We start from the raw sequence: 13,270 nt of genomic DNA, 5'->3' as shown, positions 1-13,270 counted from the left end.
AAAATGGACTCTATTACAAACTCAATATCTGCATTTTTCACTCAATACTGGGCTATCATCTTATTCGCTGTCGTACTCGTACTGCTTATAAAGATAAAGCATAAGATAAAAAAGACAATTTTTATGGCAGTTCTTATAGGCGCAGGTCTGTTCGCTTCGGGCGTTACCTTCTTCAATTTCAAATAGATCATTTCGGACTGCCTTTGACAGTCCGTTGATTTTTGTGCTGTAAGCAAGCAAGTCGGAACGGGCTCGGCTCGCCCCTGCACTTTGATTCATGCTCATCTTTACATAAGGGCTTCGTTATCGCGTTATTTAAGGGCGGATAATATCCGCCCTTACATGGTTAACGGCTAAAAAGTCTTGACTTTTTAGCGCATTTGCGGTAAAATATAAGTTGACTATTAAAAAATAAAAGCGAGGTTGCTTGTTATGCTTAAAAACAATGAAAAAGTTATGGACAAAATAGTTGACCTTTGTAAATCAAAGGGCTTTGTATACCCGGGCTCTGAGATCTACGGCGGTCTTGCTAATACATGGGACTACGGCCCGCTGGGCGTTGAGCTCAAAAACAACATCAAGAGAGCTTGGATGAAGAAGTTCGTTCAGGAGAACAAGTACAACGTCGGTCTTGACTCCGCTATCCTCATGAATCCACAGACTTGGGTCGCTTCAGGTCATATCGGCGGCTTCTCAGACCCTCTCATGGACTGTAAGGAGTGTAAGACTCGTCACCGTGCCGACAACCTCATCGAAGACTTCGACGGCACTAACGTTGCAGGCTGGTCAAACGAGCAGATGATGAACTACATCAAGGAAAAAGGCATCGTATGCCCTAACTGCGGCAAGCAGAACTTCACCGATATCCGTCAGTTCAACCTTATGTTCAAGACATTCCAGGGCGTTACAGAGGACAGCAAGTCCGAGCTTTATCTCCGCCCCGAGACTGCACAGGGTATCTTCGTAAACTTTGCTAATATCCAGAGAACTACACGTAAAAAGGTTCCTTTCGGCGTTGCTCAGGTTGGTAAGTCCTTCCGTAACGAGATCACTCCCGGTAACTTCATCTTCCGTGTACGTGAGTTCGAGCAGATGGAGCTTGAATTCTTCTGCAAGCCGGGTACTGACCTTGAGTGGTTCGACTACTGGAGAAGCTACTGCAAGAACTTCCTTCTCTCTCTCGGTCTCAAGGAGGAGAATATCCGCCTCCGTGACCACGATAAGGAGGAGCTCTGCTTCTATTCAAAGGCTACTACAGACTTCGAGTACCTCTTCCCGTTCGGCTGGGGCGAGCTCTGGGGCGTTGCTGACAGAACTGACTACGACCTCACTCAGCACATCAATACCAGCGGCAAGTCTCTCGAATACTTCGATCCTGAGACAAACGAGAAGTATATCCCTTACGTTATCGAGCCTTCTCTCGGCGTAGAGAGACTCTTCCTCTCTGTCGTTACCGAGGCTTACGACGAGGAGGAACTCGTTTCCACTGACAAGAACGGCAACGAGAAGAAGGAAACAAGAACAGTTATGCACTTCCACCCTGCTCTTGCTCCTTTCAAGGCTGCTGTACTCCCGCTCGTTAAAAAGCTCTCACCAAAGGCTGAGGAAGTATACGAGATGCTCTCCAAGAAGTTCATGGTAGACTTCGACGAGGCAGGTACTATCGGTAAGAGATACCGCCGTCAGGACGAGATCGGTACTCCGTTCTGCATCACATACGACTTCGATACACTCGAAAAGGACAACTGCGTAACAGTTCGTGACCGCGATACAATGCAGCAGGAGCGTGTAGCTATCGACGACCTCGTTGCTTACCTCGAAGCTAAAATGGAATTCTGATCGTAGGGAACGCCTTCCTCGGCGTTCCGCAATCCACAAAAAGGACGCACAGTGTGCGCCCTTTTTATATGTCTGTGCAGGGGCGGAGATATCCGCCCTTTTTTCGTAACCTGTACCTTGCGGTATCTTCCGAAGAATATGCCGTCATCGACGTATTTATCAGCCTGCGACACACACATGGATAATTTCTGACCGTTGAGGATTCCCGTGTCCGAACTGTCTAAGCGAGGTACTTAGACAGAAGTTTTTACGTGAGATATTGAGGAAAACCCTTTGGAAAAAGGTTTCCCCCGATAATTTCGTGTAAAGTTACTATATGAGCACCCCGCTTATATGTTAAAAGGCACGGGCGGCTGCGGACAAGCTGCTCGGCTCACGTTCGGAGAAAACTAAAAGCCCTTCATCAGAAGGGCTTTTTCAACAATATAAAGCTGTTATATGGGCACTAACTGTATGCAGCAGCCCATTATTTTACCTTGTTTTTGTCTTATAGAGCATCCATATAAGCTCAGCGATGCCAACTCCGATAAAGCAGAGCATGGTCTTCATGCTTGGCTTCTTGACCTTGAAACGTGTTATAAAGGCAAGAGCGATAAGGAAGAGAGCTCCGCCGTAAACCTCGGGGAACCATTCTCTGCCAATATCCTTATGGAAGCTGTATAAAAGCGGAAGTATCAGCGCGACGCTTGTAACAGGCAGACCTTCGTAGACCTTGCGGTTCTCGGTGGTCTTTTTCTGCCTTTCCTCTTCGGCGACGTTGAAATAGGCAAGTCTGATGACCGCACAGAGCGGGAACATCACAAGAATGGGCAGATCGCACCAGTCTCTCATGCCTACGGAATAGCCGATAACTGCGGGAAGAACGCCGAAGCAGATAGCATCGCAGAGCGAATCTATCTGTATGCCGAATTTTTTCTCGCTTTCGGTACGGTCTTTTTTGGTACGGGCGACCTTACCGTCAAACATATCACAAAGGCCCGATACCATAAGACATATTATGGCATATTCGGGGTGAGGTCTCAGTCCGCCGTAGCCTGCTGCAAAGAACATACCGATAACAGAGGAGATAAGACTCATATATGTGAGAATAACCGTATAGTTATAATATCCAATCATTATTTAAACCTCAATGAACAATATTATCAAGTAAAAGTGTTTTTAATATCAGTACCATACATTATAACATAAATATTGCAACTTTTCAAGTATATTTTTTCATTTGCCCCTATATATCATTCCGAGGTCTTTTTCTTACGTCCTCTTTTTGCAGCAGGTGCAGCTTTTTTAGCGGCTGAGGACTTAGTTGCAGCAGGTTTACGTGCAGTTTTCGCAGCTGTTTTTTTTGCTGCGCCCTTTTCGCGGTTTATACGGAGCTGCTCCTGACGATTCTTCTTGTCATCGAGGCGCTTGTATGCTTCTTCGTAGAAGTATTCCTGCGAATTCAGCGGAATATCGGGATTTCTGCGCTCATGGATATAGCTTCCGTCGCTGAGCATGATGCGAGCCTTCACGTTGTCGCGCATGATTATGCGGAACATATCGCGGATACGCTTTCTGAGCCTTTCGTCCTCAACGGGAGCAGCGACCTCTACACGGCGTATAGTGTTCCTGCTCATATAGTCAGCAGAACCAATGTATATCTTCTGGTCAGCGCCGTCCTCACCGAAGATGAAGATGCGGCTATGTTCGAGGAAGCGTCCGACGATGCTGCGGACGGTGATATTCTCGGTATACCCCTGAACTCCTGCGATAAGACAGCATAGTCCGCGGATAACGAGCTCGATCTTAACGCCTGCCTGAGAAGCTTCTATAAGCTTCCCGATGATAACTCTGTCGTTGAGCGAGTTGACCTTTGCCGCAATATAGCCGTTTCCGCCGTTTCTTGCAATTTCTATCTGCTGATCCATCATGGCGAGCACCTGCGGTCTGAGTGCAAGGGGAGACACAAGGAGCTTGTTGGTCTTTTCCACGAAAGTTCCGTTGAGAAGTCCGCTGAATACCGCTTCTGCGTCGGCAGCAATGTCCTTGTCGGCAGTGAGCAGCATGAGGTCGGTGTAGAGCGCTGATGTCTTTTCGTTGTAGTTACCCGTACCTATCTGGGTAACGTAGTCGAAATTGCCGCCCTGAGCCTTTCTCGTTATGAGCAGCAGCTTTGAGTGTGCCTTGTAGTCTTTGGGACCGTATATGACCTTAACGCCTGCTTCTTGCAGCTGCTTCGACCATTCTATGTTGTTTTCCTCGTCAAAACGTGCGCGGAGCTCTATCATAACAAGGACTTCCTTGCCCTGCTCGGCAGCCGTGCAAAGTGCGTCTATGACCTTGCTGTTTCGTGCAAGGCGGTAAAGGGTTATCTTTATGGAGGTTACCTTCGGATCGTTGGCAGACTCCTGCAAAAGTCTTATGAACGAGAGATTTATGGATTCAAAGGGGTAGCTCAGGAGTATATCCTTCGCCTTGACCTGCGCAAAAACAGGGCGTGTATCCGAAAGAGCCGCCGGCTTTCGCGGTGTACGCTGAGCATAGTGCAGTTTCGGGTCGCTGTCGTATTCCTGCAATGTATACAGATAGGACAGGTCAAGAGGTATGCGCGATGTGAATACCCGGACATTCTTCAGCTTCAGCTTCTTGCAGAGGTAGTCCAGAGCGTCGCGGCTGAAAACGTCGGATATCTCAAGGCGTACAGGTGCAAGGCGCTTGCGCTTGTCAACGAGCTCCTCCATGCGCTGACGGAATTCGGGGCCTCTGCCCGATACCATGATATCGGCACTTCTTGTTACTCTTATAAGTGCGCGGTCCATGACCTTGTAGTTCTTGAACATATGGTGAGCGTAGTGCAGCACCACTTCTTCTTCGAGTATGAAGCGCTTGCCGTCGCGTCCCAGACTGATTATCCTGTCGGCGCTGTTGGTATTCGCAGGGATAATGCCTATAGACACGCCCTTTTTCGATGCGAGCTGCACCACTGCGTATATCTCCTTGTTCTTGAGGAAGGGGAAAGGCAGAGCGTCGTTCACCACCATGCCTGAGATAAACGGCTTCAATTCGCGCTTAAAGTACATTTCGAGGAAGGACTGCTCCTCTTTTGTGGCTTTGTCGAAGCTTACGTGCTCGAAGCCGTAGGGCTGGAGCTCCTTCATTGTGGCAAGGAGAGTATCCTCCACAGAGGGCTGCAATCTGCGCACAGCCGTAAAGATAGCGTCGAGCTGCTGTGAGGGGGTCATGCCAGAGAATTTGTCCTTCTTGGAGTTATTTTCCTTGGCTTTATCTGTAACAGAGCCCACTCTGACCATGAAGAATTCATCGAGGTTGCTCTGATATATCGCTGAGAAAGAGAGCCTTTCCAGCAGGGGATTTTCGGGGGCTGAGGCTTCTTCAAGCACACGCTTGTTGAACTTTATCCATGAAAGCTCCCGATTTTCGAGGTGTTCCATATATTATCTCCTAACGATTTATTTTAAATGAGAAATCAGTACTTGAATTGTCCGTTGCCGATAAATTCGCATATGAGCGAATCGGGCGAAATATCCTTCTTGTCTATAGGTGTAAGTTTTTCCAGCACACTGATGCATTCCCGTACTTCGGGAACGTCTTTCAGTTCCTGAAGTCTTTCAAGGAGGTCGCCGCGGTATGCGGAGAGCTCATACGCCATAAATGTATCCACATCATAATCTGAACGGTACTTATACGGCATAATGTACTTGTTTTCGCCTGCTTCCACACTGTGGAACATATTCATAGTCTCGCGCAGTGAGCGCTTGCGGAAGTTCTTGTCTCTTATCATACGGCGCATAAGACGCACCTTTGAGGGGTGAAGGAGGATACCTTCCCCTGATATTCTTGTGCGGACGCTGACGTATATCTTGTTTATCATGCTGTCGGGAACTGTGATGACAGAGGGATTGAGAGCGTGTATGCCCTCGAATATGACTATCTCGCCCTTGTTGCGCTTGAATTTCTTGCCCGAGCCTGTACGTGTGGAGGTCTTGAAGTTGTACTTCGGAAGCTCTATCTCACGGCAGGCGCTGATATCCTCTATCTGCCTGTTGAGGAGGTCGCTGTCAACGCGCATGGGCGATTCCAGATCCATTTTTCCTTCGGAAGCCAGCTTCTTTTCGGCTTCTGTCAGCGGGCAGAACCAGTTGTCCATAGACAGGGTATGTGTCTCGAGACCGCGCTCGTCAAGGAGCTTCTCGATCATAAGAGCAGTAGTGGTCTTGCCCGAACCCGAAGGTCCTGAGAGAAGTATTACGGGCTTGTCATTGCGGTTTTTGATTATTTCGTCAACGATTTTTGAAAGCTTGTACTGATAATCCTCATTTACAAGCCTGACGTATTCTTTCGGGTCTTTTTCTATTCCCTGATTTATTCTTGCTATCTCAATATTCATTAAATTTCACCTGTTTTACGTATTTTTATTCAGCAGAGCTTCTACTTCTGCGCGTTTTTCGTACAGAACGCAGCCGCCTGCATGGTCGTCCGAGAGGATATCACCGCTGCGGAGAGCTGTGAAAAGCTTTGAACCGAGGGCTTCCCTCAGAGATGTATCGCGTACATTTATGTCGGAATACGGCGAAAACGGACACGGTTCTGCACCGCCGCGGGAATTTATATGGAAAAATCCCCTGCCTGCCGCAATACAGCCGCCCGATGTCTTTTCGTCCCCCGGAAACGACAGAAAGACAGTTTCCGTAAAGGCAGCTCTCAGCGAAGCTATGCGCTCTGCAAGCATTTCCCGTTCTTTGTCGGTGGGAGCAAGATGCGCACTGTTTTCGCTCATCGGGACGTACTCCACGAATATTACCAGCTTGCAGTTCTTTTCGGCGAGTCCGCCTATGAAGCTGTCAGAGGCAACTTCTGCTATATTCTCGGTGGTAACAGTTACGGAAGCGCCGAAAATAAGGTGTTTGTCATGGAATTTGTCCATATTCCCGCACAGCAGGTCGTATACGCCCTTGCCGCGTCTTGTGTCTGTGATATCGCGTCCGCCCTCTATGCTCATTACGGGTATAAGGTTGCGGTTTTTATCGAAAAGCTGAAAATATTGCTCATTTATGAAAGTTCCGTTGGTAAATATAGGAAAGATGACGTTTTTAACAGCGGCAGCCGCCGTGATGACATCGCGGCGCATAAGAGGCTCTCCGCCTGCAAGTAATATGTAGCTTATGCCCATATCATCGGCTTCGCGGAATATCCTCAGCCATTCGTCTGCCGAGAGCTGATCCTGCGGAGGTGCGTCTGTAGTTGCACTGCTGCATCTTGAATAGCAGCCTGCACAGTGGAGATTGCAGCTTGAAGTAATGCTCGCAATGAGAAAGGGCGGTATGTGTTCGCCGTTTTCGGAGCTTTTTCTGCGCTTTTTTGAAGCCTTTCGGCTGGCAGCAGCGAATTTCAGCATGAAAGCTGTCTCCTTCGGGTCTTTCATTACAGCCCGCAAAGTTCCTTCGACTATGTTCTCAACGCCTTTTGTCAGGTATTCCTGAAGGTCAAAATTATTGTTCATAGCTGTTAGTTCCTCTCTATATTTATAACATTATATCACATTTTTAAATAGATTTCAACCCGTCAAATTGTGGTTTTTCACGTTTATTAAACAAACTGTTGATTTTCACAGCGGCAAAAGGAATTTTTTGTCTTTTATGTCATACCCCCTTGACAAACCGCTGAATATGTGTTAAGATAATTGTACAATATTCCAAAAACGTCGATGAGGAAGGCTTTTTCCCGACAGTAACGTTCACAGAGAGCTGCCATTCGGTGCGAGGCAGCAGCGTTCAGGGTTCTGGCATACCGCCTCTGAGTGCGCCCAATAAGCGTCGGGAGCTCCCGTTACAGAGCACTTGAGATACGGAGAAAACTCCGTGTGAATCAGGGTGGAACCACGGTAGTCTATCGTCCCTTGTGTCTAATTATAGGCATAAGGGTTTTTTTGTTTTCAGGAGGAAATCATGGCTTACACATTGCATATTTTCAGAGGTACAGAATGGACTGACGGCGCAGACGATCCGATAACTCCCGAAGAACTGCTCGCAGTTGACGGCGTTTCGGAATTCAGTCAGCCGCCGATAACAGATCCCCGAACAGGTCTTACGCTCAGTACGGATATGGATAATATGTATTCCTATGGTGATGCAATATTTATGCTCGATGACGGTATGATAGATGTTGCCTGCCGCAACGATGATGTTGACGAAATATTACGTCCTCTCGCCGAAGCTCTCGGAGCTGTCATGCAGGGCGACGAAGGCGAATTCTATTGATAGATATGACTTTTTAAAAGCAGGGAGGTGAGTGTTTGAGCAATATAAAGTACAACGAGCGTGAAGAAGCCTATGAGCTGCCGTATAAAATATGGAACGAGGAGCTTACCGTTCGGTTTTATACCGAGAGCGAGGATACTATCATGAAGAACCTCTCCGTTATTGCAAAGAAGCTCGCTAAACTCGACAGCAGCAAGAGTACCGTTGCAGGTATACTTATCGACGACGGTTTTTATGAGGGCAGCGATGCAGAGGCTCTCGCTAAGATATTGAAGCTGTCAAATGTATACGTGGATATGGACGGCGAGGATATCGTTGTCTGCTTCGATACAGGTACTTCGGACGGATTTATGAAAGGAGATGCCCATATCGAGCTTTTTGCGGATATATTTGAAATAACCGGCTGGGTCGAATAATGGACAGACCAATAAGAAAAGAACACAGATTGTCGGGATACGATTATTCTCGTAACGGCGCGTATTTCGTAACGATATGTACACATAATAAACAGCATTATTTTTGGGATTACAGTAAACCTGTAGGGGGCGATGCCCACATCGCCCCGCCAATAAATGATATTTCAACATCATTACCGTACGAATTATCGGAAATCGGGCAAATTGTTCGGAAATATATTGTAAGTATAAATGGAATAATAAAATATGTGATAATGCCGGATCACATTCATATTATTTTGAGAATCGAAAATAATTATGTACCCAATAACGGGGCGATGTGGGCATCGCCCCCTACACGATCGTTACCTAAACTGATACGTTCGTTTAAAATCCTTGTAACCAAAGAATCGGGATTTTCACCTTGGCAGCGAAATTATTACGATCATATAATACGCAATGACAAGGAATTAGCCGCGATTTGGGATTACATTGAAAACAATCCTTTAAATTGGGAAAACGATGAATTATTCTGCAAGGAATAGTATATCATCGCATATGCAAAACAATAATTATGCATTAAGCATTATGAATTATGAATCAATAAAAAGGAGAGATCATTATGATTAAATTAACATTACCTGACGGCAGCGTTCGTGAGATCGAGTCTGCTCAGTCAGCCGCAGAGATCATCAAGGGTATTGGTATGGGACTTTACAAGGCTGCCTGCTGCGTAAAAGTCAACGGAGAGGTAAAAGACCTCCGCACTGTTATCGACAGCGACTGTCAGTTCGAGGTATGCACTTTCGATTCTATCGACGGTAAGAAGACCTTCTGGCACACAGCTTCACATATCCTTGCACAGGCTGTAAAGAGACTTTACCCTGCTGCTAAACTTGCTATCGGCCCTGCTATCGACAATGGCTTCTACTACGACTTTGACCTCGAAAAGCCTTTCACTCCCGAGGAGCTCGAAAAGATCGAGGCTGAAATGAAGAAGATCGTCAAGGAAGGCATCGAGCTTGAAAAGTTCGAGCTCTCTCCTGCTGACGCTATCGCTAAGCTCAAGGAAATGGACGAACCTTACAAGGTAGAGCTCTGCGAGGAACACGCTGACAAGGGCGAGCCTATCTCGTTCTACAAGCAGGGCGAGTTCATCGACCTCTGCGCAGGCCCTCACCTTATGACAACTGCTCCCGTAAAGGCATTCAAGCTCATCTCATGTACAGGTGCTTACTGGCGCGGCAGCGAGAAGAACAAGATGCTCAGCCGTGTTTACGCTACAGCTTATCCGAAGGCTGCTGACCTCGAAGCTGACCTCAAACAGCGTGAGGAAGCTAAGCTCCGCGACCACAACAAGCTCGGACGTGAGCTGGAGTACTTCACAACTGTTGACGTTATCGGTCAGGGTCTCCCTGTACTTCTTCCAAAGGGCGCAAGAGTCGTTCAGCTCCTCCAGCGCTGGGTTGAGGACGTTGAGCAGAAGCGCGGCTATCTCCTCACAAAGACACCTTTATTCGCTAAGAGAGAATTCTTCAAGATATCAGGTCACTGGGATCACTACCTCGACGGTATGTTCGTTATGGGCGATCCATACGACGAGGAGAAGGAATGTTTCGCTCTCCGTCCTATGACTTGTCCTTTCCAGTATCAGGTATTCCTCAACAGACAGCGTTCTTACCGTGATCTTCCTATGCGTCTGGGCGAGACTTCAACTCTGTTCCGTAAGGAGGATTCAGGCGAGATGCACGGTCTTATCCGTGTTCGTCAGTTCACTATCTCCGAAGGACACCTTATTCTCCGCCCCGAGCAGCTCGAAGAAGAGTTCAAGGGCTGTCTGGAGCTTGCTAAGTATATGCTCGAAACAGTCGGTATGCTCGAGGACTGCACTTTCCGCTTCTCACAGTGGGATCCCGCAAACCCGAAGAACAAGTACGAGGGCACTAAGGAACAGTGGGACGAAGCTCAGGCAGTAATGGGCAAGATCCTCGATCACCTTGGAGTAAAGTACACTATCGGTATCGACGAGGCTGCATTCTACGGTCCTAAGCTGGATATCCAGTACAAGAACGTTTACGGCAAGGAAGATACTATCGTTACTATCCAGATAGATATGCTCCTCGCACAGCGTTTCGGTATGGAGTACGTTGACGTTGACGGTTCAAAGAAAACTCCTTACATCATTCACAGAACATCACTGGGCTGCTACGAGAGAACTCTCGCATACCTCATCGAGAAGTATGCAGGCGCACTTCCTCTCTGGATCGCTCCCGAGCAGGTACGTATCGTTCCTGTTGCAGACCGTCACCTTGACTACTGCAACGAGCTTCTTGCTAAGCTTGACGCAGCAGGTATCCGTGCAGCTATCGACGACAGAGCTGAAAAGGTGGGCAAGAAGGTTCGTGACGCACGACTTGAAAAGCTCCCTGTATGGGTAACTGTCGGTGATAAGGAAGTCGAGAGCGGTACTGTTTCAGTATCTTCAAGACGTGAAGGCGATCTTGGTTCTATGAGCCAGAACGACCTCATCGGCAAGCTTCTTGACGATATCGCAAAGAAAGTAAAATAATCGGTTCCAGCCCGATCAAGTCATCAGCCGTCAGCCCTTAGCCTATAGCCTGAGGGCGGCGGCTGTTTTGATTGGGAATAAGAGAGCGTATGAGCTGCCGTCCCTGCATACAGCATTGCTTTTTGATAAAATATTACGGAACACTTACTGTTACAGCCATTTTTCTCAAAAAATACTTTACATACAGCGTTTTATGCGGTATAATACCTTTATACCGAAGGGAGACAGACATTATGAAAAAGCTTATTTGCATCACCGCAGCAGCTGCTGCTCTGCTGTGCTGTTCCGCCTCATGCGGAAGCCACCCCGTTTCAAACAGCGGTGTAAAAGCCTCCGCCGAAGCATTCAGCAATAAATCCACCGACGAGATAATCGAGGAAGTCACAGGAAAATGGGAAACTTCCTACGAAATGCTCGACGGGAACGAGATCGAAAAAGTTTACAAAAGATACCTTTTCGACGAAAACGGAACGGGTCTTTATTACGATGCCAACGGTAATAAACAGACCATAAGATGGACGATCACCCCACTCGGCGGCGTTAAGATACTGTACGAGGATATGGGAGAACTCACCGAAAGCTACGATTTCATCGGCTGTGATCTGGTATACGTGAACGGCAAGCGCGAGACCCATATCGTCAAAGTAGCTGCGTTTACCGAAAAAGCAGAATAAAAAGGAGATAACTAAATGAGAAGGATACTTTCACTTATGATCGCAGCTGTTATGCTGACTTTGTGCATCGTCGGCTGCGGCAAGCGCGATCCTAAGTATATCGGAAAATGGGAAGCCGACAGCATGAACCTGGGCGGCGAAAGCTCAACTGCGGTAATGGGCGTGCCGCTGTCTGCCCTTTTCAGATTTGAAGTAACGGACGACGGCAAAGTCAAATGGCGTTCGGCTGTCGATAACAATATCATTCAGAACGCAAAATCAAACATGGACATTACATGGAAAGAAACAGAGAAAAACAGGATAGAATTCAAAGTCACTGACATTTCAGGCAAGGAAGCTACCCAGACCATGAACCTCAATTACCGCGATGATATGCTGGTCATCGAGGAGGGCGGCTCTGCAATATACCTCAAAAAAGTCGATGAATTTACACAGATAGACCCTGCTTTGCTCAACAGTGCCGCAAGCGCTATACAAAACTTCGGCATCAATAACTGATTAAGGAGCGGTTATGAGAAAATTATTTACTTTTTGTACGGCGGCTGCTATCTTAACAAGCTGCCTGTCAGGCTGCAACACCAAGAAAAACACTAAAAAGCCCGAAAATACTACAGTCAATACAACTACTTCGGCTCCCCCCGAACCTACTACGCAAGCCGATAACTCAGGCAAGCATTTCCTTGGAAAGTGGGAGGCTTACAAAGCCATCGTCTTCGGCAAGGAGTACGAGACTGAATATGCAGGCTACCCGCTCAGTGCAGTTGCAAAGGTAGAAATATTCGATGACCATACCGCAACTATGATAGTTGCACTGAACCCCCACGGCAAGGAACATTCTTACGACTATACGTGGGATATCACCAACGAGGACGGCGTGGATACACTGCACCTGCGCAACCCCGATGACCCGTATGACTGCATTCTCGAACGCGGACAAATGGTAATGACATACGCCGATATCGACGAGGATACCCAGATATTCCTCACGCCGCAGTCAGAGTTCTCAACTCCGCAAAAAACTACAGAGGCAGGGCTCGATAAGGCTGATTTCAGCAAATTCATGGGCAAGTGGGAGTCCTATGAAGTGACCTCCGACGGCGTAACCTATACCGATACTCTGGGAGTTTACCCTGTAAATGTCTCGTTCTGCCTTGAGCTCAAAAACGACCGCACTTCAACTATGAACGTGTTCGGCGAACCTCAGGACTACGAATGGGAACCCGAGAAAAAGGAACAGCTCTATATGTGGAGCGACTACGAAGGATTCGTTATCAAGCACGACGGGGACTCACTCATTATCGACGACGAGGCAGGTCTTGTCATAAAGCTGAAAAAAGTGGATAAATTCACAGATTACGACTTCACTTCGGCTGCCGAGGATATTCCCGATGAGAATATTCTCCTCGATCCCACCGAAGAAGAACCTTCTACATGATACAAAGGACTGCTTTTGCAGTCCTTTTTTATTCATGCCCATATTTCCAAACAGCATCGTTGTATTTTTATTCGCGGACGCGCTCATGCGTCCCTGCATTA

The 13,270-nt window shown here is 47.4% G+C and carries 13 protein-coding genes; 9 read left to right on the top strand and 4 right to left on the bottom strand.

The window, feature by feature from the left end; all coding sequences use genetic code 11:
- The first annotated feature begins 3 nt into the window (after window positions 1-3).
- Both K6G33_RS03545 and K6G33_RS03540 read left to right on the top strand, forming a co-directional pair.
- Complete coding sequence (locus K6G33_RS03545; protein ID WP_296776363.1) at window positions 4-186, top strand: hypothetical protein; 183 nt, start codon at window positions 4-6, stop codon at window positions 184-186.
- 246 nt (window positions 187-432) lie between these two features.
- The gene (locus K6G33_RS03540; RefSeq protein WP_296776361.1) at window positions 433-1,839 is read left to right on the top strand and encodes a glycine--tRNA ligase; all 1,407 of its coding nucleotides are present in this window, start codon (window positions 433-435) and stop codon (window positions 1,837-1,839) included.
- A gap of 471 nt (window positions 1,840-2,310) precedes the next feature.
- Here K6G33_RS03540 and K6G33_RS03535 read toward each other — a convergent pair whose 3' ends face one another.
- The 4 genes from K6G33_RS03535 to K6G33_RS03520 all read right to left on the bottom strand — a co-directional run bounded on the left by K6G33_RS03535 (window position 2,311) and on the right by K6G33_RS03520 (window position 7,339).
- On the bottom strand, window positions 2,311-2,955 hold the full coding sequence (locus K6G33_RS03535) for a CDP-alcohol phosphatidyltransferase family protein (protein ID WP_296776359.1): 645 nt from the start codon (window positions 2,953-2,955) through the stop codon (window positions 2,311-2,313).
- Window positions 2,956-3,071: 116 nt separating this feature from the next.
- Window positions 3,072-5,270, bottom strand: coding sequence for a polyphosphate kinase 1 (gene ppk1, locus K6G33_RS03530; protein ID WP_296776358.1), 2,199 nt, complete (start codon window positions 5,268-5,270; stop codon window positions 3,072-3,074).
- A 35-nt stretch (window positions 5,271-5,305) separates the two neighbouring features.
- Complete coding sequence (locus K6G33_RS03525) at window positions 5,306-6,226, bottom strand: adenylyl-sulfate kinase (RefSeq protein ID WP_296776356.1); 921 nt, start codon at window positions 6,224-6,226, stop codon at window positions 5,306-5,308.
- Window positions 6,227-6,241: 15 nt separating this feature from the next.
- Complete coding sequence (locus K6G33_RS03520; RefSeq protein ID WP_296776354.1) at window positions 6,242-7,339, bottom strand: radical SAM protein; 1,098 nt, start codon at window positions 7,337-7,339, stop codon at window positions 6,242-6,244.
- Between the two features lie 445 nt (window positions 7,340-7,784).
- On the opposite strand from K6G33_RS03520, the gene K6G33_RS03515 reads away from it, so the two are divergent.
- The 7 genes from K6G33_RS03515 to K6G33_RS03490 all read left to right on the top strand — a co-directional run bounded on the left by K6G33_RS03515 (window position 7,785) and on the right by K6G33_RS03490 (window position 13,169).
- Window positions 7,785-8,096, top strand: a complete 312-nt coding sequence (locus tag K6G33_RS03515) for a hypothetical protein (protein ID WP_296776352.1) — start codon at window positions 7,785-7,787, stop codon at window positions 8,094-8,096.
- A 35-nt stretch (window positions 8,097-8,131) separates the two neighbouring features.
- A complete protein-coding gene (locus K6G33_RS03510) occupies window positions 8,132-8,512 on the top strand; it encodes a hypothetical protein (RefSeq protein ID WP_296776351.1) in 381 nt (126 codons plus the stop codon).
- Window positions 8,512-9,036 carry a transposase gene (locus tag K6G33_RS15235; protein WP_367270459.1) on the top strand — a complete coding sequence of 175 codons (525 nt, stop codon included), beginning with the start codon at window positions 8,512-8,514 and terminating at the stop codon, window positions 9,034-9,036. The genes K6G33_RS03510 and K6G33_RS15235 overlap by 1 nt, the downstream gene beginning before the upstream one ends.
- 77 nt (window positions 9,037-9,113) lie before the next feature.
- On the top strand, window positions 9,114-11,060 hold the full coding sequence (gene thrS / locus K6G33_RS03505; RefSeq protein ID WP_296776349.1) for a threonine--tRNA ligase: 1,947 nt from the start codon (window positions 9,114-9,116) through the stop codon (window positions 11,058-11,060).
- A 233-nt stretch (window positions 11,061-11,293) separates the two neighbouring features.
- Entirely contained in the window at window positions 11,294-11,734 is a 441-nt protein-coding gene (locus K6G33_RS03500; protein ID WP_296776348.1) for a hypothetical protein, read from the top strand.
- 15 nt (window positions 11,735-11,749) lie between these two features.
- Window positions 11,750-12,232 (top strand): hypothetical protein, encoded by a 483-nt coding sequence (locus K6G33_RS03495; RefSeq protein WP_296776347.1) that lies wholly within the window; start codon window positions 11,750-11,752, stop codon window positions 12,230-12,232.
- A 13-nt stretch (window positions 12,233-12,245) separates the two neighbouring features.
- Window positions 12,246-13,169, top strand: coding sequence for a hypothetical protein (locus tag K6G33_RS03490; protein ID WP_296776346.1), 924 nt, complete (start codon window positions 12,246-12,248; stop codon window positions 13,167-13,169).
- Window positions 13,170-13,270 lie beyond the last annotated feature (101 nt).

This window comes from Ruminococcus sp. (assembly GCF_024691275.1).
Lineage (GTDB): Bacteria > Bacillota > Clostridia > Oscillospirales > Ruminococcaceae > Ruminococcus.
This window is presented reverse-complemented; position numbering and strand designations above follow the sequence as displayed.

What these genes read in the sequence shown, in the direction of transcription:
- K6G33_RS03525 (WP_296776356.1), bottom strand. Translation starts at nt 6,226, where the DNA reads ATGAATATTGAGATAGCAAGAATAAATCAGGGAATAGAAAAAGACCCG.
- K6G33_RS03520 (WP_296776354.1), bottom strand. Translation starts at nt 7,339, where the DNA reads ATGAACAATAATTTTGACCTTCAGGAATACCTGACAAAAGGCGTTGAG.
- K6G33_RS03495 (WP_296776347.1), top strand. Translation starts at nt 11,750, where the DNA reads ATGAGAAGGATACTTTCACTTATGATCGCAGCTGTTATGCTGACTTTG.
- K6G33_RS03490 (WP_296776346.1), top strand. Translation starts at nt 12,246, where the DNA reads ATGAGAAAATTATTTACTTTTTGTACGGCGGCTGCTATCTTAACAAGC.
- K6G33_RS03500 (WP_296776348.1), top strand. Translation starts at nt 11,294, where the DNA reads ATGAAAAAGCTTATTTGCATCACCGCAGCAGCTGCTGCTCTGCTGTGC.
- K6G33_RS03535 (WP_296776359.1), bottom strand. Translation starts at nt 2,955, where the DNA reads ATGATTGGATATTATAACTATACGGTTATTCTCACATATATGAGTCTT.
- K6G33_RS03545 (WP_296776363.1), top strand. Translation starts at nt 4, where the DNA reads ATGGACTCTATTACAAACTCAATATCTGCATTTTTCACTCAATACTGG.
- thrS (WP_296776349.1), top strand. Translation starts at nt 9,114, where the DNA reads ATGATTAAATTAACATTACCTGACGGCAGCGTTCGTGAGATCGAGTCT.
- K6G33_RS15235 (WP_367270459.1), top strand. Translation starts at nt 8,512, where the DNA reads ATGGACAGACCAATAAGAAAAGAACACAGATTGTCGGGATACGATTAT.
- ppk1 (WP_296776358.1), bottom strand. Translation starts at nt 5,270, where the DNA reads ATGGAACACCTCGAAAATCGGGAGCTTTCATGGATAAAGTTCAACAAG.
- K6G33_RS03515 (WP_296776352.1), top strand. Translation starts at nt 7,785, where the DNA reads ATGGCTTACACATTGCATATTTTCAGAGGTACAGAATGGACTGACGGC.
- K6G33_RS03540 (WP_296776361.1), top strand. Translation starts at nt 433, where the DNA reads ATGCTTAAAAACAATGAAAAAGTTATGGACAAAATAGTTGACCTTTGT.